This is a genomic window from Photobacterium sp. R1 (assembly GCF_054600795.1).
In genome coordinates this window covers 300,057-318,337 of the sequence record NZ_BAAHZP010000003.1, presented here as the reverse complement: position 1 = coordinate 318,337, position 18,281 = coordinate 300,057, and the positions used below count along the sequence as shown (strand labels likewise).

23 protein-coding genes are annotated in these 18,281 nt (G+C 51.3%); 20 read left to right on the top strand and 3 right to left on the bottom strand.

Features of this window, described 5'->3' with window-relative positions; genetic code table 11:
- Positions 1-96: 96 nt before the first annotated feature.
- Both ACYP03_RS07265 and ACYP03_RS07260 read left to right on the top strand, forming a co-directional pair.
- Entirely contained in the window at positions 97-1,755 is a 1,659-nt protein-coding gene (locus tag ACYP03_RS07265; RefSeq protein ID WP_248141764.1) for an ATP-binding protein, read from the top strand.
- Positions 1,752-2,459, top strand: coding sequence for a response regulator (locus ACYP03_RS07260; protein WP_459779064.1), 708 nt, complete (start codon positions 1,752-1,754; stop codon positions 2,457-2,459). Before ACYP03_RS07265 ends, ACYP03_RS07260 begins: the two co-directional genes overlap by 4 nt.
- A 63-nt stretch (positions 2,460-2,522) precedes the next feature.
- Here ACYP03_RS07260 and ACYP03_RS07255 read toward each other — a convergent pair whose 3' ends face one another.
- Positions 2,523-3,515, bottom strand: coding sequence for a D-2-hydroxyacid dehydrogenase family protein (locus tag ACYP03_RS07255; RefSeq protein WP_459779063.1), 993 nt, complete (start codon positions 3,513-3,515; stop codon positions 2,523-2,525).
- A gap of 241 nt (positions 3,516-3,756) precedes the next feature.
- On the opposite strand from ACYP03_RS07255, the gene ACYP03_RS07250 reads away from it, so the two are divergent.
- The 8 genes from ACYP03_RS07250 to ACYP03_RS07215 all read left to right on the top strand — a co-directional run bounded on the left by ACYP03_RS07250 (position 3,757) and on the right by ACYP03_RS07215 (position 9,882).
- The gene (locus ACYP03_RS07250; protein WP_248141759.1) at positions 3,757-4,182 is read left to right on the top strand and encodes a hypothetical protein; all 426 of its coding nucleotides are present in this window, start codon (positions 3,757-3,759) and stop codon (positions 4,180-4,182) included.
- Between the two features lie 47 nt (positions 4,183-4,229).
- A complete protein-coding gene (locus ACYP03_RS07245; RefSeq protein WP_459779062.1) occupies positions 4,230-4,838 on the top strand; it encodes a copper chaperone PCu(A)C in 609 nt (202 codons plus the stop codon).
- A gap of 327 nt (positions 4,839-5,165) precedes the next feature.
- Positions 5,166-6,248: an ACR3 family arsenite efflux transporter gene (arsB, locus tag ACYP03_RS07240; protein ID WP_459779061.1), complete on the top strand. Its 1,083-nt coding sequence runs from the start codon at positions 5,166-5,168 to the stop codon at positions 6,246-6,248.
- A gap of 107 nt (positions 6,249-6,355) precedes the next feature.
- Complete coding sequence (locus tag ACYP03_RS07235; RefSeq protein WP_248141756.1) at positions 6,356-6,697, top strand: metalloregulator ArsR/SmtB family transcription factor; 342 nt, start codon at positions 6,356-6,358, stop codon at positions 6,695-6,697.
- Between the two features lie 34 nt (positions 6,698-6,731).
- Positions 6,732-7,733, top strand: a complete 1,002-nt coding sequence (locus ACYP03_RS07230) for an ArsJ-associated glyceraldehyde-3-phosphate dehydrogenase (protein ID WP_459779060.1) — start codon at positions 6,732-6,734, stop codon at positions 7,731-7,733.
- An 11-nt stretch (positions 7,734-7,744) separates the two neighbouring features.
- Positions 7,745-8,239 (top strand): phosphatase domain-containing putative toxin, encoded by a 495-nt coding sequence (locus ACYP03_RS07225; RefSeq protein WP_459779059.1) that lies wholly within the window; start codon positions 7,745-7,747, stop codon positions 8,237-8,239.
- Positions 8,240-8,287: 48 nt separating this feature from the next.
- A complete protein-coding gene (gene arsJ / locus ACYP03_RS07220; protein WP_459779058.1) occupies positions 8,288-9,538 on the top strand; it encodes an organoarsenical effux MFS transporter ArsJ in 1,251 nt (416 codons plus the stop codon).
- Positions 9,539-9,570: 32 nt separating this feature from the next.
- Positions 9,571-9,882 (top strand): hypothetical protein, encoded by a 312-nt coding sequence (locus ACYP03_RS07215; RefSeq protein ID WP_459779057.1) that lies wholly within the window; start codon positions 9,571-9,573, stop codon positions 9,880-9,882.
- A 134-nt stretch (positions 9,883-10,016) separates the two neighbouring features.
- Here ACYP03_RS07215 and ACYP03_RS07210 read toward each other — a convergent pair whose 3' ends face one another.
- Positions 10,017-10,892, bottom strand: coding sequence for a sulfurtransferase (locus tag ACYP03_RS07210; protein WP_459779056.1), 876 nt, complete (start codon positions 10,890-10,892; stop codon positions 10,017-10,019).
- Between the two features lie 99 nt (positions 10,893-10,991).
- Positions 10,992-11,867, bottom strand: coding sequence for a patatin-like phospholipase family protein (locus ACYP03_RS07205; RefSeq protein ID WP_459779055.1), 876 nt, complete (start codon positions 11,865-11,867; stop codon positions 10,992-10,994).
- Between the two features lie 107 nt (positions 11,868-11,974).
- Between ACYP03_RS07205 and ACYP03_RS07200 the strand changes: the two genes are divergently transcribed.
- The 10 genes from ACYP03_RS07200 to ACYP03_RS07155 all read left to right on the top strand — a co-directional run bounded on the left by ACYP03_RS07200 (position 11,975) and on the right by ACYP03_RS07155 (position 18,230).
- Positions 11,975-12,691, top strand: coding sequence for an NMCC_0638 family (lipo)protein (locus ACYP03_RS07200; protein ID WP_330961813.1), 717 nt, complete (start codon positions 11,975-11,977; stop codon positions 12,689-12,691).
- Positions 12,692-12,824: 133 nt separating this feature from the next.
- Positions 12,825-13,232 (top strand): GFA family protein, encoded by a 408-nt coding sequence (locus ACYP03_RS07195; RefSeq protein WP_459779054.1) that lies wholly within the window; start codon positions 12,825-12,827, stop codon positions 13,230-13,232.
- 136 nt (positions 13,233-13,368) lie between these two features.
- Positions 13,369-13,830, top strand: coding sequence for a hypothetical protein (locus ACYP03_RS07190; protein WP_459779053.1), 462 nt, complete (start codon positions 13,369-13,371; stop codon positions 13,828-13,830).
- Between the two features lie 90 nt (positions 13,831-13,920).
- Positions 13,921-14,262: a Fis family transcriptional regulator gene (locus ACYP03_RS07185; protein ID WP_459779052.1), complete on the top strand. Its 342-nt coding sequence runs from the start codon at positions 13,921-13,923 to the stop codon at positions 14,260-14,262.
- Between the two features lie 174 nt (positions 14,263-14,436).
- Positions 14,437-15,210: an MBL fold metallo-hydrolase gene (locus tag ACYP03_RS07180; protein WP_459779051.1), complete on the top strand. Its 774-nt coding sequence runs from the start codon at positions 14,437-14,439 to the stop codon at positions 15,208-15,210.
- Between the two features lie 81 nt (positions 15,211-15,291).
- Positions 15,292-16,248 carry a GlxA family transcriptional regulator gene (locus ACYP03_RS07175; RefSeq protein ID WP_459779050.1) on the top strand — a complete coding sequence of 319 codons (957 nt, stop codon included), beginning with the start codon at positions 15,292-15,294 and terminating at the stop codon, positions 16,246-16,248.
- Between the two features lie 217 nt (positions 16,249-16,465).
- Positions 16,466-16,873: a GFA family protein gene (locus ACYP03_RS07170; RefSeq protein ID WP_459779049.1), complete on the top strand. Its 408-nt coding sequence runs from the start codon at positions 16,466-16,468 to the stop codon at positions 16,871-16,873.
- 37 nt (positions 16,874-16,910) lie between these two features.
- Positions 16,911-17,555, top strand: coding sequence for a glutathione S-transferase family protein (locus tag ACYP03_RS07165; protein WP_459779048.1), 645 nt, complete (start codon positions 16,911-16,913; stop codon positions 17,553-17,555).
- Positions 17,556-17,595: 40 nt separating this feature from the next.
- Entirely contained in the window at positions 17,596-17,835 is a 240-nt protein-coding gene (locus ACYP03_RS07160; RefSeq protein WP_459779047.1) for a hypothetical protein, read from the top strand.
- Entirely contained in the window at positions 17,835-18,230 is a 396-nt protein-coding gene (locus ACYP03_RS07155) for a hypothetical protein (protein ID WP_459779046.1), read from the top strand. Before ACYP03_RS07160 ends, ACYP03_RS07155 begins: the two co-directional genes overlap by 1 nt.
- The last annotated feature ends 51 nt before the right edge of the window (positions 18,231-18,281 follow it).

Genomic DNA, 18,281 nt, shown 5'->3' with positions numbered 1-18,281 from the left:
TAAAGTGTATTAAGTTCATATTGTTCACAGCAATTTCACCCCGCTGACGTTACACTGTTTCGCTTGTATTATCCGGTGGATGGAACTCACCTTGTCATGACTAAGCTGTTGTCTCTGCGTCATTTTCGACTCAAAACCAGAATGGTGCTGATTCTGGGTTTTATCGCGATCCTGCAAACCGGTGCCCTCGGCCAGTTCACCATTCGCTATCTAGACAGTGTGTTACATGAACAGATTGGCCAGCAGGCCATGCGGGTCGCCCAGACAATCGCTGCTTCGCCGGATGTCATCCGTGCCGTCTCTGAAAAAAATACCGTCTTCCTCCAGCCGCTGAGCATCCGTATGGCGCAGGCCGCGCAGGCACGATTTGTAGTCATTGGTGATGAAAAAGGAATACGGCTTGCACACCTGAATCCGCAGCGGCTCGGAAAATCCATGTCGGACGATGACACCGACGATAACAGCCAGGCACTGATTCACGGTAAGTCTTATATCGCGTTGGATCAGGGCAGTATTGGCTGGTCGATTCGCGGCAAAGCCCCCATATTCAGTGCAGATGGTTCACAGATTATCGGCATCGTTTCTGTCGGCTATCTGCTGACTGAAGTCGACCGGATTGTCAGCCGCCACCAGCTGTCGATGATTGTCGCGATTACGCTGGCTTTTCTGTTCAGCGTGCTGATGGCCCTGTGGTTTGCCAATCATTTCAGGAAAGCCATCTTCAATCTGGAACCGGAACAGATCGGCCGGATGTTTCAGGAACGAAATGCGACCCTGGAAACCGTGCGGGAAGGGATCGTTGCGATCAACCAGCACGGCATCATCACAACGTTTAACCATGCTGCCATCAAAACTCTCCAGCTGCCGGAAGACGAAGTTTATATCGGTCGCCACATTACCGACGTACTGCCCGACAACGGCATGCTGGATGTGCTGAAAAGCGGTGAGCACCATTTCGATAAAGAAATCTGGCTGCATGATCACAACCTGATTGCCAACCGTTTTCCGCTGATCCAGAACGGTGAAGTCACGGGCGTTGTTTCCAGTTTCCGGCTGAAGAATGAAGTCGATCTGGTCAGCCGTAAGCTGACCCGAATCCAGCAGTATGCGGAAAGTCTTCGCAGCCAGTCCCATGAATACAACAATAAACTCCACACAATCGCCGGTCTGATTCAGATCGGGGCTGTCGGGCAGGCACTGACACTTATCGGGCAGGAAACATCCAGTCATCAGAGTTTTATTCAGACCATTATGCGAGCAACATCAGACAGTATTCTCGCAGGATGTCTGCTGGGGAAATATAATCGAGCCCGGGAACTGAATCTGGAACTGCAAATCGATGAGAACAGCCAGATGTCAGACATCCCCCCGGCTTTGCCCCGGGAGCAGCTGGTCAGTATTCTTGGTAATCTGATCGACAATGCGCTGGAGGCCACCCTGCATCATCAGGGGGCCGGTGGTATTGTCATCCTGAGTATGAGTGATTTAGGCAAAGAGTTAATTTTTGAAGTCGATGATCAGGGACCTGGGGTTCCGGCTGGCGATGAAGATAAAATTTTTACCCGCGGCTATACCACGAAGAATCAGGAAGGACATGGCATCGGCCTGCATTTAGTCAAACAACTGACCGAGCATCTGGGCGGCCTGATTACCGTTGAACCGGCCGAGCCTTCAGGCAGTCGTTTTACCGTTTATATCCCGAAATCGCTGCGCCGGTCCGACGGTGCAGAACATGGAAGTGAGGAACACCAGTGACAGCACCCATTTCTGTCGTCATTGCTGAAGATGATCCGCAAATCGCGGAAATACAACGCAGATTCGTTGAAAAGACATCGGGCTATCAGGTCGTGGGGATCGCCCACGGCTTAGACGAAGCCCGGGACTTAATTGATGTCTTCCGGCCACAGCTGCTGTTGCTGGATAACCAGTTTCCGACCGGCACCGGTCTGGAATTGCTGCGCGAGATCCGAGCCAAAAATTATCACACCGATGTGATCCTGATTACCGCGGCGAAGGAAGTCGACACCTTGCGCACCGCGATGCGAAGCGGCATTTTTGACTACATTCTCAAACCCGTGGTGTTTGAACGCCTGCAGTCAGCCCTGTTTCACTACAGTGCCCATCTGAATAAATTGTCGGATATGGAATCACTGGTTCAGAGTGATGTCGACGGTCTGCTCCAGCCCGCCAATACGGAGGCGAGCCCTCTGAACACAGGCAATGCGAATGCTCCCCGGCTGCCGAAAGGTATCGACGGTCTGACGCTGGATAAAATCCGCAATGTTTTTACCGGACCCGGTATCCATCTGAACGCGGAACAGGTGGGTCAGGAGATTGGCGCCAGCCGCACCACAGCCAGGCGTTACCTTGAATATCTGGTCAGCACCGATGAACTCTGCGCCGAAGTGTCCTACGGCAGCGTCGGACGACCCGAACGAAAATACCGAAGCCCGCAATGAAGGGCGGTAAAGCGATGAAATCAAAACGGGCCTTCTGAGACCTCAGAGCCCGTTTCCGGTTTTTTAAAGTTGCCGCGCAGTTATCAGCACTTCAGGGTTCGCAATTTCAGTCGGCCGGCCGTTGCTGTAGTTCACCAGATTCACAAAAGCTTTCTCAAAGTACAGCGTATAACTCTCTTGCTCGACAAAACCCAGATGCGGCGTACACAGCACATTCGGCATGGCAAGCAACGGCTCTTCATCCGGGTTGACCGGCTCCGTTTCATACACATCCAGGGCAGCAAACCCGGGGCGCCCTTCGCGTAAGGCCTGAATTAAGGCACCGCTTTCCACCAGCTCAGCACGGCTGGTATTTACGAACAAGGCATCAGGTTTCATCAGCGCCAGATCAGCGGCGGTTACACTATCACGGGTCTGCGCATTCAGCCGTAAATGCAGCGACAACACATCGGACTGGGCAAAAAATTCAGCTTTACTGGCTGCCGCACGGTAGCCCTGTCCGGCTGCAAGTTCCCGCGAGGTTTCACTTCCCCAAACCAGCACTGTCATCCCGAATGCTTCTGCAATGCGGGCAATCCGCTGGCCGATTTTGCCATATCCCCAGATCCCCATCGTCCGGCCGCTGAGTACCCGGCCCAGCCCCAGACTGCCCGACTGCTGCCATTTCCCCTGTTGCAGTTGCTCACAGTAAGCAAACAAATGGCGGCTGGCGGCCATGATCAGCGCCCAGCACAGTTCCGTCGGTGCAATGGGAGAACCTGTTCCTTCCGCCACCGCGACCTGATGCCGGGTACACGCGGCTAAATCCAGATGCTGGCTGATTTTTCCGGTCTGGCTGATCAGTTTCAGCTGAGGTAACTGCCTGAGCATTGCATCGTCAATCACGGTTCGTTCACGAATCAGCACAAGCGCCTCTTTGTCTTTCAGACGTTCGACGAGCGCATCCAAATCTGAGGCTGGCGTGGTGTATACCGTCACTTCATGTTCACGCAGCAGAGCGTAACCGGGTAAAGTCCGGACAACATCCTGATAATCATCCAAAATCGCAACTTTCATGCTTTCCTTGTCCTCCGTTGACCAGAGGCGCTATTCAACCATGCACGGACAGAAAGCTCAATCTGTTGCTTATGACCACAAACTTCAATGAAAGCGTGACGGACAACATCGTTCAAACAACGCACCAACAAAACACATGCAAAATGACGTCCTCTTTTTCAGAGACTTAGCATGAAGTTGCTACGGAAAATGCCGGGCATCTGCTACTATTTCAGACTTCTTTGACCACAGACTGTCTCGCATGACACACACGTTGACTTCAGCACGATACCGCACCGGAATGATTACCTTCATTCTGGCGTCTGTCGTTTGGCTGAATCTGTTGTCTGCGATTGTGGTGATCAACCCTGATTATCACCAGAACGGCCGTCACTGGCTGACCGGTGATAAAGTTCTGATTTGTACAGTTCACGGGCTGCAATGGGTGTCCGTCGCCGAGTTAACTCACCCGCAGGAAGAACACACTCAGGCACACTGGCAGAATCAATGCCCTCTGCTGAGCCCATTACAACCGCTCAGTACCAATCCGGATCAATTCCGCCAGGTCATCCTGACCGCCATCGTTATTTTTGCCGGTGTCCGGATCGCTTCCCGGGTCTGGGCCAATAACAAGCTGTATACTTTATTCGGTCCGAAACAATCTCCGCCAGGATTCAGCAATTCCTGAACATAACTTTCAATTGATTGCTGAACAATTTCTACATGGAGAATGCTATGAAAACTGAAAATACTGTGAAAATAATGAAAACTCTGCTGCTGGCTGCTTCTGTCTTCACTGCCGGACTGGCTCAGGCGCATGAATTTAAAGCCGGACAACTGCATATTGAACACCCCTGGTCCAAAGAAGTCCCGCCAATGTCATCTGTGGCTGCCGCATTTTTCTCAATTGAAAACCATGGCGATGAAAACGATGTTCTGCTGCGTGCTGAATCACCGATTGCTGAAAAAGTGGAACTGCACGAACACGCCCATGAAAATGGCATGATGAAAATGCGCAAGGTCGCTGACATTCAGGTGCCGGCGCATGACACACAGTTGCTGCAGCCCGGCGGATATCACGTAATGATGTTCAACCTGAAATCTGTTCCCAAACTGGGTGAACACTTCCCGCTGACCCTGTACTTCAAACAAGCCGGTAAAGTCGATGTGGAAGTGAAAGTGGAAAAAGCCGACTACCAGATGGGAAGCAACCAGCCAATGGAACATCACAACATGGATCATGAAGGGATGGATCATGACCATATGGAAGACGACGACATGGGTCATGATGAAATGAACCATAGCCATATGGACCACGATGACATGCACGACAACATGAATTAATCTTCAGGTCATCATCCCTACCCCGTTCAAGCTTGCCGGACGGGGTATTTTTTTATCCGTTCGCCACGATGAAAACTGTCCGTTCTGAACCCCATCTTTGCTCAGACCAAATCCGGCGTGACTCGCCTTTCTGCTTCAGACCATGAATTTCTGATGACAACGGTCACTGACTGTTGATCTCTTGAATTTCCTGACTAAGATATATGGAAATTCGAATATGAATATAAATAAGATATTCATCAGTGCAGAGACAGGAGCAGAGGCAGATTAACCGCGCTGTTCGCACTCGTCACCCGTTCACCCGTTCACCCCATTGAGAGTTCCATCATGAATCAAGAAACCACCATGACACTCAAGACCCGCAGTAAAATGCAGTTTCTTGACCGCTATTTAACGGTCTGGATTTTTCTGGCAATGGCCATCGGTATCGGCATTGGGGTCACCTTTCCGGGCATTGCGGCATGGAATGAATCCATGACTGTCGGACAGACCAATATCCCGCTTGCGATCGGTCTGATCCTGATGATGTATCCGCCGCTGGCCAAGGTCGACTATCAGCTGCTGGGCAAAATCACCCGTGATAAACGCGCAATCACCTTATCTCTGGTCATGAACTGGCTGGTCGGCCCATTGCTGATGTTCTCGCTTGCACTGATTTTCCTCGGTGATGAACCGGGATATATGACGGGCGTCATCCTGATTGGTCTGGCGCGCTGCATTGCGATGGTCCTGGTGTGGAATGATATCAGCGGCGGCAACAGGGAATACGGGGCTGCACTGGTGGCCCTGAACAGCGCTTTCCAGATCCTGACCTACAGCTTTATGGCCTGGCTGTTCATTACCGTACTGCCGCCATTATTCGGTTTCAGCGGTTATGCCGTGGATATCACCATGCTGGATATTGCCAAAAGTGTTCTGATCTATCTGGGTATTCCTTTTCTGGCCGGTTTTCTGAGCCGGAAATGGCTGGTTCGCATCAAAGGGGAAGACTGGTACAACCGGGTATTCATTCCGCGTATTTCTCCTGTCACCCTCATCGCACTGCTGGGCACGATCGTGCTGATGTTCAGCCTGAAAGGGGAAATGATTTTCGAACTGCCAATGGATGTTTTCCGGGTGGCCCTGCCGCTGATGATTTACTTTCTAGTGATGTTCTTTCTCAGCTTCTGGGCCGGAAGGAAAATGGGGCTGCCCTATGACCAGAATGCATCCATCGCATTCACCTCATCCGGCAACAACTTTGAACTGGCGATTGCGGTCGCTATTGCCGTCTTTGGCCTGAACTCCGATCAGGCACTTGCCGGTGTGATCGGTCCGCTGGTTGAGGTGCCCGTCCTCATTGCCCTGGTCAACGTCGCCCTTCGCATGAAGCGCACTTACCCGATCGCGCGCTCTAACACTGATGCATGAGGGTCTGCCGACCCTCTTTGTGAAAGTTTCATGACAATTGCATCGGTGAGATTGATCCATTCGGCCATCGCACTAAGATATACGGAAATTCGAATATGGTAATAAACATGCTCCCCCACCAATTTTTCAAACTGCTGGCAGATGAAACCCGGGTACGCTGCGTCCGCCTGATCGTGAAAGAACAAAGTCTGTGTGTCGCTGAACTGACAGAGGCTTTGCAGGTCAGTCAGCCGAAAGTATCGCGTCATCTGGCGCTCCTGAGGGCCAGTGGTTTACTGGTTGACGTGCGTCAGGGGCAGTGGGTGTTCTACCGTCTGGCCGATGACTTACCCGGCTGGATGCAAAAACAGATTCACGGACTGGTCGATTCGAACTGTCTGGAACAGGAATATCAGCAAGACAGTGAACGACTGGCGGTCATGAAGCAGCGTTCAGTGTGTTGCCCATAACAATTGAAGAATCATTTTGTAGGAAGAATCAGGTATGACAATCAAAGTCGGTATTAATGGTTTTGGCCGCATTGGCCGTCTGGCACTGCGCGCGGCGTTTGACTGGCCGGAACTGGACTTCGTTCAGATCAACGATGTCGCTGGCGACGCAGCGACGCTGGCCCATCTGCTGGAATTTGATTCAGTGCAGGGCCGTTGGCATCATGCTGTCCAGGCCGCAGACAACCAGATTGTGATCAACGGTCAATCCATTGCCACCACGCAGGAAAAGGACATCGACGCCGTCGACTGGTCCGGCTGCGATGTGGTGATTGAGGCCACTGGCGTGCACCGTAAAACATCGTACCTGAACAAATATCTGGCACAGGGCGTGAAGCGCGTGGTGGTTTCAGCCCCCGTGAAAGAAGAAGGCATTGCCAATATTGTCGTTGGTGTGAACGATCATATCTTCAATCCCGAACTGCACCGCATTGTGACTGCAGCTTCCTGCACCACCAACTGTATTGCACCTGTGGTCAAAGTGATCCACGAAAAACTGGGCATTGAACAGTCTTCGTTCACCACCATTCACGATCTGACCAATACCCAGACCATTCTCGACGCGCCGCATAAAGATCTGCGCCGTGCCCGGGCCTGTGGCATGAGTCTGATCCCGACCACGACAGGTTCCGCATCGGCCATCATCGAGATTTTCCCGGAACTGAAAGGTAAAATTAACGGCCACGCCGTACGGGTTCCGCTGGCGAATGCCTCCCTGACCGATATCATTTTCGACGTCAAACGCGACACGACCACCGAAGAAGTCAACCAACTGCTGCAAGAAGCCTCGCAAAGCGAGCTGAACGGTATTCTGGGCTACGAAGACCGTCCGCTGGTATCAATTGATTACAAAGGCGATCCGCGCTCGACCATCGTTGATGCTCTGTCGACCATGGTTGTTGGCAAGCGCATGGTGAAAATCTATGCCTGGTATGACAATGAAATGGGCTACGCCACCCGGACCGCCGAGCTGGTTCGCAAAGTCGGCCAGGCATAAGGAGTAGTTTCATGACACATCCAATCTGGACTTTACCGATCAATGACCGCAGCTCACTGGTCCTGACCCCTTGCCCCGGCACCAAAGGCGTCTCCCTGTCAGACAGCCTGGCGCAGCTGAAAGCGCAGGGCGTTCAGGCCGTCGTCACGGCAATCAATGCACAGGAAATGGCAGAGAAAGACGTCGCGGAATTAGGCCAGCTCGTTGTTGAGGCAGGTATGCTGTGGGCACATACCCCCATTGAAGACGATGCCGCACCCGGTGCCGACTTCGCAACACAATGGCAGGCAGTAAGCCCGCACTTGCATACTATGATTGAACAAGGGGGCGACATCGCACTGCACTGTATGGGCGGTTCGGGTCGGACCGGTTTGCTTGCCGCACACCTGCTGCTGGAACTGGGCTGGCCGCTGTCCCGCATCATTGAAGCGGTTCAGGCACTGCGTCCGGGCGCCTTCACCAAAGCTGTGCAGGTCGACTACATCCGTCAGGTCGCCTCAGAATAATCACAACATCGCCGTTTCTTCGCCCTGAGCAGAGAAGCGGCGAATCAAATGAGTATCTTGTCTATGTTTGCCAAGTATTTTGCTCAGTTCAGCCAGCCGGTTCGCCAGTACATGCTGGTCACTTTCAATTACTGGAATTTCACTGTCACTGACGGCGCCCTGCGCATGCTGGTGGTCCTTTATTTTTATGAACTCGGCTACTCCACCCTCGCGATTGCCTCTCTCTTTCTGTTTTATGAATTTTTTGGCGTCGTCACCAACCTGATAGGCGGCTGGCTGGGCGCCCGGCTCGGCCTGAACCGGACGATGAACATTGGGCTGGGCATGCAGATTGTCGCCCTGCTGATGCTGGCTGTGCCCAATCCGATGCTGACCATTCCCTGGGTCATGGCGGCGCAGGCACTGTCCGGGATTGCCAAAGATCTCAATAAAATGAGTGCCAAGAGCGCTATTAAGACCTTGGTGCCGGACAACAAACAAAGTGCGTTGTATCAGTGGGTCGCACTGATGACAGGCTCCAAAAATACCCTGAAGGGCGCTGGTTTCTTTTTAGGAGGGTTACTGCTCAGTATCATGGGCTTCCAGCATGCCGTACTGGCGATGGCTGGCGTTCTGGCCCTTGTCTTTCTCGGCAGTATCATGTCGCTGAAAGCGGATCTGGGGAAAGCAAAGAGTAAGCCGAAATTCGCGGAAATCTTCTCTAAATCAGAAAGCGTCAATATTCTCTCTGCAGCCCGGATGTTCCTGTTTGGTGCCCGGGATGTCTGGTTTGTGGTCGCGCTGCCGGTTTACCTCGGTTCTGTCTTTGGCTGGAACCACAGTGCCGTCGGCGGCTTCATGGCGGCCTGGGTGATGGCTTATGGTTTTGTGCAGGGGTTTGCACCCCGATTCACCGGAAAAGCACAGGGTAAGGTGCCCGACGGACATGCGGCCACACGCTGGGCGTTGCTTTTAGCCTTGATTACTGCGGCCATTGCTACAGGCGTTCAACTGGAATGGCAACCAGAACTGGTCATTATCGCCGGTCTGATGATTTTTGGTGCAGTGTTCGCGATCAATTCTTCGCTGCACTCTTACTTGATTGTCAGTTACGCCAAAGACGACGGGGTTTCACTGGATGTCGGATTCTACTATATGGCGAATGCAATGGGCCGGCTGGTCGGCACAGTCCTGTCTGGCTGGGTCTTCCAGATCGCCGGATTGTCAGCCTGTCTGTGGGTGTCTTTTGCGTTTCTGGCACTGACCACACTCATCTCACTGAAGCTGCCCAAAATTCAGGCTTATCAGGTGGTCTCTTAAATTTGCATGATCTGTCGTATCTGATACTTGATATGACAGATCTGTTGGCCAGTCTTGACTCAAACACAGCGTTCAGCCTGCCGGATTCATCACTCACAACGGGGCAAACGTATTTTATTCAGACTGCAATTTGTGTTTTGCCCAATGGTATGTCGCGCATCAATTCCGAATCAATCTCAGTATTTTCTGATGCGCGCCAGACACTCTTTGCGTTGCGAGCACAAAGAGTGCCCAGAAATGCTTTTTCTTTCTCTCGTGCTGGCCGGGCCGGTTATAAGCGCTCCCTGCGCCGACAACCTAAAAATTCATCCATGAATTTTTCCCTGGGATTGTCAATGACTTAGGTTCTCGAGTGTGATTGAACCGTTCCGTTTTAAAACAACCTGTTAGATCGCTCATCGCAAGGAAACAAAACTGACAGATTGCATTCGAATCTTATCCAAAACACACTCATTCACATCATCAAAGTAAACTGACTTCAGGCAATCGGTAAGTCGGTTCGCTGTCCCCACTCCGCCCAGGAGCCGTCATACACGGCCAGATTCTTGTAACCACACTGATAAGCAGCCAGAAATCCGATACAGGCCGTGACGCCCGAACCACAGCTGAAATACAGCCGATCATTCGGGTGAATCTGTTGTTCCTCAAACCGGGCCCGCAACCGGTGCAGAGCAAGGTATCTTCCTCCTTCCAGAAAACCGGCAAAAGGCAAATTCACTGCATGTGGAATATGTCCGCTTCTCAGTTCCGGACGCGGCTCAGGCTGCTGACCTGAGAACCGTTCTGCTGCCCGCACATCAATCACGTGATGGCCCGGAAGACCGGCCACTTGCACGATGTCCGGCCAACCCGCAATCCACGCTGGCTGACGTTTTGCCTGCCATTTTGGCTGCCAATCCCGGCCAGCAACCGATGTGGCAGGTACATCCGTGACCGGTTTCCCTTCGGCCAGCCATCCGGGTAAACCGCCATTCAGGACATACACCTGCTGATGACCCATCAGCTTCAGCAGCCACCAGGCTCTCGGCGCCGAATAAATGCCTTTGGCATCGTAAATCACAATCACTGAGTCCGGCCGAAGCCCCAGCTGATTCACTGCCCGCTGAAATGCATCATCATCCGGCACAGTATGTGGCAGCGGTGATGCAGGATCAGAAAACTGCCCGTGAATATCAAAAATCACCGCACCGGGAATATACTTTCTTCGCGCTACCTCATCATTTTCACCGGTAATGCTCGCCATGGTCGCATCCAGCACAATGAGATGAGGGTTCTGACACTCACGCTGAAGCCAATCCGTTGAAACTAAAGCACCCTCTTGCATTTCCCGCATCTCCGCGCATCTGTTCATCATGAGTAATTTCTGCGCAGTTTAAAATTATCATCTGATGAAGCACCATCTAAACCTGAAGTTTTCATTCATTTTTGTCTGAAAACTTGAGCACGAACGTATTCAGAGACAAAAATGACAATCTTCTTCATGAGAGCCGTTGAGTTCAAGGCGGCGATGAACATGTAACATCCCGGCTTTCAGCCCCATCTGATAGCCTTCATCCAGTGTCGATTTCCGCATAGATAAGCGCTTCACGCTGAAGTCTTCAGGCGGTGCGATCACCCGAATCGTAGCGTCTTCCGGCGGATTCCGGATGAAATCCAGCGATGCGTTGTAGTTTTCCGCGCGTTTCAGCATGGCCCCGGCAATTTGCGGCTGACGGGCAAACAGCTTTTGAATGAGCCACGGATGTTTAGCCGGTTTCATCTGATAGCTCAGCGGATGCGATAAAATCACCGTGATATCCCGTGCGCCACGCCGATAGGCTTCTCGCACCGGGATCGAATCGGCAACACCCCCGTCTGTGTAGCATCCGCCGGAAAAGCAGGGTGTCGCTTTATAAGCCACAGGCAATGCGCTGGTCGCTTCAATCACATCACTCACATTGTCTTCACTCACGTGATAATAATCAGCCAGCCCGGTTTCGATATTGGTTGTTGCGGCGATCAGTGCCGTTTTGCCAAACAAGCGCTGCTGATCCAGGGGATACAAGCGCATAGACTCTTCCACCAGCCATTTGACATCCAGCAAATTGCCACCGCGCAAGAAGCGGGACGGATTAAAAAATCGTTTATCCGTTGCCAGCTGTGTGATGACCCGATAACTGCGCTTGGGCTGATTTGCCAGATATCCCAACAGGTTCGATGCGCCCGCAGAGACGCCAATCGCTAAATCGTAAGGATGAAAATCATCTTCCATAAAGGCATCCAGAACACCGCTGGCAAAAATGCCTCGCATAGCGCCTCCTTCAACCACCAGTGCTTTATTCTTTTTCATATGCATCTAACCCACTGAATTAATTTAAGTTGATGTTAGACAAGCACGATACGAATAGATAATTGAAATCACGGATTATTGAGATAGGCAGAAGTGATGAAGCCGCTGTGAACCTGATCAACCACTCAAATTTTTATGCCATAAGTGCATATCGTTACCTATGTCGCTATCATTTGGCACAAAACACCCGCCCTCAGTCGGGTTTCATAAATGATCCGATGTTCTCAACAGCAAAACAGCGAGAGACGCATAAGGCGCACAGACAGATGAAGATAAAGAAAAGTTTACTACTTTCAGCAGCATTCCTTTCGGTCGCCGGATGCTCATCAACTTCGCCCGCAGAAGACAGTGATGATCTTGCGTACAGGAAGTCCGAGCCTATTCAGTTATTTATGACGACCTGTGTGGTCGGGAGAAGTGGTTTACCGGCTGTAGAGCAACTGGCACAAAAAAACGGTTTTCATGTGGCGCCTTCAGATGCTGCACGGCATTACCTGTACGGCAATCCCGGAAAAGCCTGGGTGCTGGAAAATGAACGAGGCAGCTATGGATTAAGCATGCTGGCAACGAAGAGCCTTTGCTCCGTATTTGTTCATCAGGGAGATCCGGATGAAATCCAGGCCAGTATGGAAGCCTGGCTGCCGCCAAAAGACAGTGGTTTTACATATACCAAAGCGATCGTGTCAGATTCAGGAAATCTCAAGACGACCGCATACGACATCTACCAGGGCCCGAAAAACATCGAAAGATGGGTGATAACCATCAATTATTCCCAGTCTTCCGGGTTAGTTGCCATCTTATCGTATACAGGTAACGACGTGTGATCACAGAGCTACCATCAGGGGCTGTCGAACTTCATGTTATCGCTCATTTTCGATGCCTTGACTCCTGAAGCTGTCATCACACCGAACTCTGAAAACTTTCATCTATTTTTTATCCGGCAAAGGCGAACAGACAATGTATCCAATTAAATCCGGGTCTTGCTTATGTGGTGCAGTACAATTTGAGGTGGAAGGCGATTTTGATGCATTCTATCTGTGTCATTGTCAGTATTGCCAGAAAGATACAGGTTCTGCCCACGCTGCAAATTTGTTTTCAGCCACGGCAACCCTGCGGTGGCTGTCCGGTCTGGATAAGGTAAACACCTTTACCCTGCCCTCGACACGACATCAGAAGAGTTTCTGCACCGTATGCGGCTCCGCGCTGCCGACATTACAGGAACAGGGAAACCTGTTAGTCGTCCCGGCAGGCAGCCTGAATCAGGCCATTGATATTCGCCCGACCGCACACCTCTTTCTTGCCAGCAAAGCCAGCTGGGAGCATGATCTCCAGCAGGTCACCATGTACAGTCATCTGCCTGAATAACACCATCAAAATGCAACCAAGAGCATAATGTGATAATTATTCCAGTCCAATGCGCTGCCTTTGTCACACGGGCTGAATGCTGAAATACTTGCTGTGTTTTCAGTTCAACATTTAGATGTATTGATAAGGACTCACAATGCAAATCAAAGAGACTCACACAGGCCAGGTCCTGTCTGTTCGGCGCCGTCTGATCATTTCTGAAATCGGTCCGGCCAGTGTCGACAGCTGTCGGTTCATTCAGGACATCATTGATAAATCCAATCTCCATGTGACCGGTCCATGGCATTTTATTGCCTACAATCTGCCGCAGGACAACCACACTGAATTCGATATTGATTTCTGTCTGCCCGTTTCCGGCGAGTGCGATGAATATCTGAATGAGGAGGTTCAGGCCAGGGGATTAACCCGTTTCCAGTGCGCCAGCGCTGTCTACGAAGGATCATTAGATCATTTATTTGAGCAAGGTTATCAGCCGCTCGTAAAAGATATCGTCGAACAGGAACTCAGTTTCACCGGCGAAAGTCGTGAGGTCTACCACACCTGGTGCGGGCCGGACTCCGACAAGAATGTTGTAGAAATTCAGATTGGCGTTCAATAAAGCCTCCGGTTATCCGTGATGTCAGATTGACAGCGCCAGTGAAAAAGTTACCGTATCGGCTGAAATCAATCCTGACATCCAGATACCCATATGCGCAAAACCGATAAAAAAACTGAAAATCAGCTCAGAGTAATCCTGACTGATGTCTGTAATCATGCACTGGAAACCTATCCTGGTTTTCAGTGGCTGACCCACCAGGTGAATTATGCCAGCTTCCCGGATAGCCTTCGCATTGTCTGTGTGTTCGATACCCGGGAAAACTTGTCACACTTCCTGGCAGAACAGGGAAAACCTGCGCTGGATACACTGATTCACCAGAAACTGAATGCTGCAGGCATCCGGTTAAAAAAACCTGCCAGCCAAATCCACTACGATACGGAGGAAAGCTGTGCATTGGAAAACAACGGTCAATGGGCTGAGCGCTTGCGCTGATTTAGCGTCCTGAACGACAACGCTGGAAAACACACACAATTTTCATCCACTGAATCTGTCCCGATTTCATTGTTATCTGTCCCACGGGCCACTCACACCCTCAAGGCCGGTACCCGGATAATGACTCCTGTGCCACATCAATCTTTTATAAGCAATGTCATTCAGGAGTCAGCCATGAAATTCACCCAAGTCCGAAACGCCACGCTCATCATTGATTTTGCAGGAAAAAAATTCCTGATCGATCCCATGCTGGCAAAGAAAGGAACCTATCCGGGATTTGAAGGGACCCCTAACAACCACCTGAGAAACCCGTTAGTCGATTTACCTTTTTCCCTCGAAACCCTGCTCGATGTCGATGCCGTCATCGTCACCCATACCCACCCCGATCACTGGGACGAAGTCGCCAAACAAGTCATTCCGAAAGACTTGCTGATTTTTGCTCAGCATGAGCAAGATGCGGCAATCATTCAGCAATCCGGCTTCACCAATATCCGGGTTCTGTCTGAGCACACGGATTATGACGGTATCACCCTGAGCATCACCGGCGGCCAGCATGGCAGTGATGACGTGATGGCGGTCATCGGTGAACGTATGGGGGAAGTCTCCGGTGTCGTTTTCAGTCATCCGGATGAGCAAACACTTTATATCGCCGGCGATACGGTCTGGAACGCTCATGTTCACGCCAGTATTTCTCAATTTCAGCCGGATGTGATCGTGCTCAACAGCGGTGATGCCCAAGTCATTGGCCTTGGCCCCATCATCATGAACAAGGAAGATGTTCGCAGTGTGTATGAGGCCGCACCGAATGCAACCATCATTGCCAGCCATATGGAAGCAGTGAATCATGCCGTGCTGTCCCGCCCGATGCTGTGCGACTATCTGGCAGAGTTCAGCATGACAGACCGGACGCTGGTGCCGGAAGATGGTGAGTCATACACTTTTGCCTGATCATCTCCTATGATGTGCCCTGTGATCATTCAGGGCACATTCGTCCCGAGGACAGGCCCACAGCAAGGAGCAGCATGAAACATGGCATTACCCACGGTTGCAGTGATTGCATTTCATCAGTTCAGTCCGTTTCATTTTTCCGTACCCTGCATCATCTTTGATGACATTCTGCCGGACATGAAGCTGTTCAACCTGCGGATCTGCGCCGGAGAAAGCGGCCCCCTTCGTTCCAGCCACGGTCTGACGGTTGAACCGCCGTTTGGCCTGGAGGGCCTGAAAGACGCCGACATCATTGTGGTCCCGTTCTGGCGAAAAACCAAAGCCCTGCCCGACGAAGCCTTGCTCAATGCCCTGCGTGATGCCCATGATCGCGGCGCGCAAATTGTCGGCCTGTGTCTTGGAACCTATGTGCTGGCTTATGCAGGCTTATTGGATAACCGCCGCGCCTCAACACACTGGGAATTTGAACAGGATTTCACAGAGCGCTTCCCCAACATCACGCTGGATACCAATTCCCTCTACGTCGAAGACGGCAATATTGTGACCTCAGCCGGTACCGCTGCCGGGCTGGACTGTTGCCTGTATCTGCTGCGACAGCGTTATGGCAGCGCCATTGCCAATAAGGTCGCCCGCCGCATGGTGATTCCGCCCCATCGTGACGGCGGACAGGCACAGTTCATTGAACGACCGGTACCCGCCACGACGCAGGATGTCCGGATGAACAGCCTGCTTGAATTTCTGCGCAGCCACCTGCACCAGCAACATGATCTCGACAGCCTGGCCGACCGCGTGATGATGACGCGCCGGACGTTTACCCGGCAGTTCCATAAAGCCACCGGAATTTCTGTGGGCGAATGGCTGTTATCGGAACGGCTTCAGCGTTCTCAGGAACTGCTTGAGACAACCACCCTGCCCATTGATTCGGTTGCCAGTCAGGCTGGTTTTGCCTCGGCCACCTCACTGCGGGATCATTTCAAACGCAAGTTCAGCGTTACACCGAGTGAATGGCGCCGGTCATTCCAAATCGCATCTGTTTGACGTTTCCGGGTTGCCGGGTATTCACCAGGTTGCTCAAACGCACAAAATTGATCATGAATTCAATCACAACAGTGAAATCAATCAATTGCACAAGGTAATATACGTCGCAATTGGCTCTGCTATCCGTCCGGTGTTTCCAGTCATGTCAGGGTAAACCGTCAGGGAAATATCGCCGGATACGCTTCCATTTCCACGGGATCAATCAAAAGGTATTCGCATGTATCAAGGAAGCTGCCTCTGCGGTGGTGTTCAGCTGTCAATCTCCGGAAAAATCAGTGACATCATCCACTGCCACTGTTCTTTGTGCAGAAAGTCGACCGGCTCTGCATTCGCCACCAATGGCTTTGTGAACCTTGAAGATTTCACCATCACCCAGGGACAGGACTTACTGAATTCTTTTGAATTACGTTCCGGCAGAAAGCGCTATTTCTGCCGTCATTGTGCGTCTCCGGTTTACAGCTCTAATGCCGCCGATCCGACCCGAATCCGGCTCAGACTGGGCATTCTTGACAGCGATATCACCGAACGGCCCATCTCCCATAATTTTGTCACCTCGAAAGCCAACTGGGATAGTCTGGGGAGCGACCTCCCTCAGTACGAAGCACATGAACCGGGCCGGGAATAATCGAACAATTGTCTAAACATTTCACAGACCAAAGGAGATGGCCGTGTATCAACTGTTTTATTACCCTGGAAATGCCAGCTGGGCACCGCACATGCTGCTTGAAAAAATCGGTACAGCGTTTGAGCTGATTCTGATTGACCGAAAATCGGAGCAGCAAAAGTCGCCCGAATACCTGAGGCTGAATCCAACCGGACGCATTCCGACCCTGGGGGATCATGATCACATCATTCTTGAAAGTGCGGCAATTTGCTTGCATCTGTGCGATAAACACCCGAAAAGCAAGCTGATGCCCGACATCGGTGACCCGGACAGAGCCCGCTTTTATCAATGGCTGTTTTACCTGACAACCACGCTTCAGGCGGAGCTGATGCTGTATTTTTACCCGGACAAGCACACCTTACTGCCGGACACAGCCGCTGCGATTGCCAGCGCGCAGGAAGCCCGGATCACAGACATGTTCGCGTATCTCGATGATTCCCTGAAAGGCAGGGATTTTCTGATTGGCGACCGGATCAGTGTCTGCGATTTTTTCCTGTTTATGTTGTCGCACTGGGCCAGCGAATTTGCCCGGCCGCCCCTCTCCTTTGAACATTTAGGTAGATATTTAAAAGCGCTGGCGCAACGACCGGCAATCCGGAAGGCGTGTGAGACGGAAGGCACCTCTTTAGCGGCATACCAGTAAGTATTCTGAATCAACAATTCTCCAGGATCAGGACAGACCGATGAAATTTTCTGACGCTGAAAAAGCAAATATGCTGGCACTGAAAGGTGTCGGAGAAACCGTTATCTCACGACTCGAGCAAATCGGTTTTTGTTCGCTCGCCCAACTGGCAACAGAGGACCCGGCGGACATCACCAGACAAATCTCTCGCATGATGGGTTCAACCTGCTGGCACAACAGCCCGCAGGCAAGACAAGCAATTCAGGCCATTATTAATTTAGCGAAGGACAACCAAAATTAATGAACAGCGCACAGGATTTTTCAATTTACGATCAGTCATTCCGCTATAAACAGGATGAGTACTCACTGACCCGGATTCGAAATGCAAGAGTGAAGATCAATACCCTCAAAGACCACCTGCTTCGGATCATCTCGATTGGTTTGATTGTATCCAGTGTTGTCTGGGTCATTTTCCCTGACGGGTTTAGCTATCTCATCGCTCCGATCGGTATTCTCTTCGGTGCACTGGGCGCATTCGTATCCGGTAAAAAATATGAGCTTCAAATTGAATTCGAACACACCGACGAAACAGGTTTGCAATGGATATCCGTTGCAAAAGGCAATAAGTTGGCAGAAAAAAAAGTATTTTTAGATCAGGTGCATTCGATCAAACAGAAAGTCACATCATCAATTTAAGTTGAACCCAAACGATGATTCCTCTGCGGCAGACGCATCCATCCCTTCCTG

Excerpts from the sequence above, each read along its gene's own strand:
- ACYP03_RS07265 (WP_248141764.1), top strand. The coding sequence starts at position 97 with ATGACTAAGCTGTTGTCTCTGCGTCATTTTCGACTCAAAACCAGAATG.
- ACYP03_RS07255 (WP_459779063.1), bottom strand. The coding sequence starts at position 3,515 with ATGAAAGTTGCGATTTTGGATGATTATCAGGATGTTGTCCGGACTTTA.
- ACYP03_RS07250 (WP_248141759.1), top strand. The coding sequence starts at position 3,757 with ATGACACACACGTTGACTTCAGCACGATACCGCACCGGAATGATTACC.
- ACYP03_RS07245 (WP_459779062.1), top strand. The coding sequence starts at position 4,230 with ATGAAAACTGAAAATACTGTGAAAATAATGAAAACTCTGCTGCTGGCT.
- arsB (WP_459779061.1), top strand. The coding sequence starts at position 5,166 with ATGAATCAAGAAACCACCATGACACTCAAGACCCGCAGTAAAATGCAG.
- ACYP03_RS07235 (WP_248141756.1), top strand. The coding sequence starts at position 6,356 with ATGCTCCCCCACCAATTTTTCAAACTGCTGGCAGATGAAACCCGGGTA.
- ACYP03_RS07230 (WP_459779060.1), top strand. The coding sequence starts at position 6,732 with ATGACAATCAAAGTCGGTATTAATGGTTTTGGCCGCATTGGCCGTCTG.
- ACYP03_RS07225 (WP_459779059.1), top strand. The coding sequence starts at position 7,745 with ATGACACATCCAATCTGGACTTTACCGATCAATGACCGCAGCTCACTG.
- arsJ (WP_459779058.1), top strand. The coding sequence starts at position 8,288 with ATGAGTATCTTGTCTATGTTTGCCAAGTATTTTGCTCAGTTCAGCCAG.
- ACYP03_RS07215 (WP_459779057.1), top strand. The coding sequence starts at position 9,571 with ATGACAGATCTGTTGGCCAGTCTTGACTCAAACACAGCGTTCAGCCTG.
- ACYP03_RS07210 (WP_459779056.1), bottom strand. The coding sequence starts at position 10,892 with ATGATGAACAGATGCGCGGAGATGCGGGAAATGCAAGAGGGTGCTTTA.
- ACYP03_RS07205 (WP_459779055.1), bottom strand. The coding sequence starts at position 11,867 with ATGAAAAAGAATAAAGCACTGGTGGTTGAAGGAGGCGCTATGCGAGGC.
- ACYP03_RS07195 (WP_459779054.1), top strand. The coding sequence starts at position 12,825 with ATGTATCCAATTAAATCCGGGTCTTGCTTATGTGGTGCAGTACAATTT.
- ACYP03_RS07190 (WP_459779053.1), top strand. The coding sequence starts at position 13,369 with ATGCAAATCAAAGAGACTCACACAGGCCAGGTCCTGTCTGTTCGGCGC.
- ACYP03_RS07185 (WP_459779052.1), top strand. The coding sequence starts at position 13,921 with ATGCGCAAAACCGATAAAAAAACTGAAAATCAGCTCAGAGTAATCCTG.
- ACYP03_RS07180 (WP_459779051.1), top strand. The coding sequence starts at position 14,437 with ATGAAATTCACCCAAGTCCGAAACGCCACGCTCATCATTGATTTTGCA.
- ACYP03_RS07175 (WP_459779050.1), top strand. The coding sequence starts at position 15,292 with ATGGCATTACCCACGGTTGCAGTGATTGCATTTCATCAGTTCAGTCCG.
- ACYP03_RS07170 (WP_459779049.1), top strand. The coding sequence starts at position 16,466 with ATGTATCAAGGAAGCTGCCTCTGCGGTGGTGTTCAGCTGTCAATCTCC.
- ACYP03_RS07165 (WP_459779048.1), top strand. The coding sequence starts at position 16,911 with ATGGCCGTGTATCAACTGTTTTATTACCCTGGAAATGCCAGCTGGGCA.
- ACYP03_RS07160 (WP_459779047.1), top strand. The coding sequence starts at position 17,596 with ATGAAATTTTCTGACGCTGAAAAAGCAAATATGCTGGCACTGAAAGGT.
- ACYP03_RS07155 (WP_459779046.1), top strand. The coding sequence starts at position 17,835 with ATGAACAGCGCACAGGATTTTTCAATTTACGATCAGTCATTCCGCTAT.